The organism is Ruminococcus sp. MCC718 (assembly GCF_018783905.1).
Taxonomy (GTDB): domain Bacteria; phylum Bacillota; class Clostridia; order Lachnospirales; family Lachnospiraceae; genus Hominisplanchenecus; species Hominisplanchenecus faecis.
Window position 1 is genome coordinate 1 of sequence record NZ_WQNP01000069.1, and the last position, 2,736, is coordinate 2,736.

Sequence of the window (2,736 nt, forward strand, 5' to 3'; positions counted from 1 at the left end):
ATTTCCATAATTTTTCCATCTATAATCATCCCCATAACCCCACATTTACCTTGCAGTTTCATCTGCACTGCAAATATGAACAGCGTAAAATTTGCTCAGGCTATGAAGCGTCTATGGGATGTTTTTACATTGCTTTGATTAACCATTGCATACTGCATCGTGGTGTCGATTTGCTGATGTCCCAGCAATTTCTGTACTTGTTCAATCGGCATCCCTTTATCTATAGCTCGTGTTGCCATAGTTCGACGGAATTTATGCGGATGGATTCTCTCTAATTTTAATTCTCGCCCTAATTGTCTCAATCGTATTTCCACTCCACTGATTTTCAGGCGTTTATGTGGATCATTGAGCGTCACAAATAGTGCCGGATTATCGTCAGTCCGGCATTTTAAATAATTCTGTAAATGAAGTTTTGCTCTTGCATCAAAATAAACCCTGCGTTCTTTATCACCTTTTCCGTATACAATACATTCTCTTTCATTGAAATCAATATCTGCAATATCCAGATTTACCAGTTCACCGACTCTCATTCCGGTTGAAAAAAGTAGATCTATAATAGCAAGATCACGCTTTTCCTTGCAATTATCACGCAAAATCTCAATGCTCTCATCGGAAATGACTTCTTTTACTACCGTTTTCGTCTTGATTTTGTGGATACGTTTCACCGGACTTTTTAAAATATGGTCCTCTTCCTCCAGCCAGGAAAAGAAACTGGATAAATTGCGACGAATATTGTCTATTGTCACCTTTCCACAGTTGTTGATTTTCTGATAATCAATCAAATATTGGCGAATATCCTCCGTTGCAATCTGACGCAGTGGTATCGTAATTCTTTTCAACATATGCTCAATCGTTACACGATAATATTGAATTGTCCTGTCTGAACACCCCTCAATCTGTTTTGCCGTCAAAAACATTTCCAGATATTTCTCATTTGAAATCTCTTCCTGTACCTGTTTCGCCTCATTCAAGTGATAAATCAGTACTTTCTGAAGCTTTTTCATCTGCATTACATTTAAAAATTCCGCCATATCATTTAAAATATTATAAATCTGATTCTCCATTTTTCTGCACTCCTGTTTTTGCAGAAAGTATAGCAGATTTTTCCTAAAGAATCTTATTTTCCTCGTAACATTCGAAAAGATATGATGGATTTTCATAATAAACACTGCTGTTATAATCATCTATTTTTCCACTCAGAAAAGAATTGTAAACTTTAATCAATGCGTCAATTACTTCTATTTTCTCTTTTTCTGAAACCTGCTTAATAAGGCGTTTATAGACTTTTCCAATGTCCCAGTGTGTAGGAATTGCATACTGACATTCTCCAACATTATCAAAATTTCCTTGTTTAATTTGGGCTTCTTCGATAAAATCTTCGCTTACCCGGTCAATATTATCACTATGGTAAATATCCGCCAGATCATAAATCTTTTCCAGACGCTTTTTTCCTAATGCATTAACAACATCTGACCTGGTATTTTTCGTTTTTCTTGCAATATAATCAATCAACGCACAGGTAAAAAATAAATCATTATCCTTTCTGGATTCTCTTCCATTTTCCATCACTTAACCACCTCAAATCCCCTGTATTCCAGACATTTCAGTGCTTCTTTTGAGCAAAAATTTATCTGATGTGTCGGATATTTAAACTTTGCCAGCACCCAGAACTGCTCTCTCGTAATCGAGCCATCCATATAATCAGAAATATAGTTGTAAATCTGATCATCTGCCATCGCTCCGATCACAATGTCATAGTTATGTGTTTTTCCTGCCCGACAATCAATAATAAAATCCAACCATTCATCTGTCATTTCCCGGAAATCTTTGATTTTTAACGAAGAATCTAAACGCACATCGTAGATGGAAACGATCTTGGTATCATAACGTTTTGCCCATCTCTGAGCCTGTTCTTTAATAATTGTGCAATAAAAACCTGTTCCGAAATCCTTTGTATTGCGTCCCTTTCGGATTTCCGGATGTTCCACTGCCATATATCCACCATGATATACTGTCATTTTTGCCATTTCATCACCCTTTTCATCCAAAATACTTCTGCATCAGACTGTCAAATAATAACTGCGTCTCTTCTAAGGATTTTTGAATCTTAGATTTTGATTTGTCAATGGATGTAACAAAGTCTGCGAATTGGTTTTGAAGTTCCATTGGGGGTACAAATACATTCAATTTTCTTATTCTCTCCATTCCTAAAGCAGCCTTTGCTGTATCTGCTGAATTTTTTACAATGTATGCATTTAACAACATTAACATATACATGAAATATATTGAATTATATCTTTCCGAATCAGGACGTATCTTGGCAACATTAGGAGCTAAATGATATTTGTACTCATTATCTATAATTGCAACATCACCAATATTTGCTCCGACATAAGTCATTACAACATCTCCTGGTGCAAGCTGAGATCTTGGTAATGAGTCAGAAACTTCATTTGAAATAAAAGAAAGTTCCTTACGATTCAGCTTACCATTCTTTACATTCTGAGCCTTAACCATAACTACATCACCAGAGTCTTCATAATTAATATACTGAGTGTATTCAAATCCTGCTAACTTAGTAACAAAACAATCATCACCGATTAATGCTTTCTTCCACCCCTGGCTATTGATTACTGGATCTCCAAATAGTTCGACAAATCGGGATTTGACAAGAGTGTCTAATTGTTCTAATTCCTGTTTTCTGTCATCTAAAATCTTTTTAATTTTATCAAACAA

At 35.5% G+C, this 2,736-nt stretch carries 4 protein-coding genes; all 4 read right to left on the reverse strand.

The window, feature by feature from the left end:
• Positions 1-95: 95 nt before the first annotated feature.
• Positions 96-1,064 carry a site-specific tyrosine recombinase/integron integrase gene (gene xerA, locus GPK60_RS07780; RefSeq protein WP_022118536.1) on the reverse strand — a complete coding sequence of 323 codons (969 nt, stop codon included), beginning with the start codon at positions 1,062-1,064 and terminating at the stop codon, positions 96-98.
• Between the two features lie 43 nt (positions 1,065-1,107).
• Entirely contained in the window at positions 1,108-1,566 is a 459-nt protein-coding gene (locus tag GPK60_RS07785) for a hypothetical protein (protein WP_173867127.1), read from the reverse strand.
• Positions 1,566-2,048, reverse strand: a complete 483-nt coding sequence (locus GPK60_RS07790) for a DUF3990 domain-containing protein (protein ID WP_346727736.1) — start codon at positions 2,046-2,048, stop codon at positions 1,566-1,568. The genes GPK60_RS07785 and GPK60_RS07790 overlap by 1 nt, the downstream gene beginning before the upstream one ends.
• Positions 2,041-2,736: restriction endonuclease subunit S (locus GPK60_RS07795; RefSeq protein WP_215659219.1), on the reverse strand; the 696-nt coding region annotated here is incomplete at its 5' end. The genes GPK60_RS07790 and GPK60_RS07795, both read right to left, overlap by 8 nt.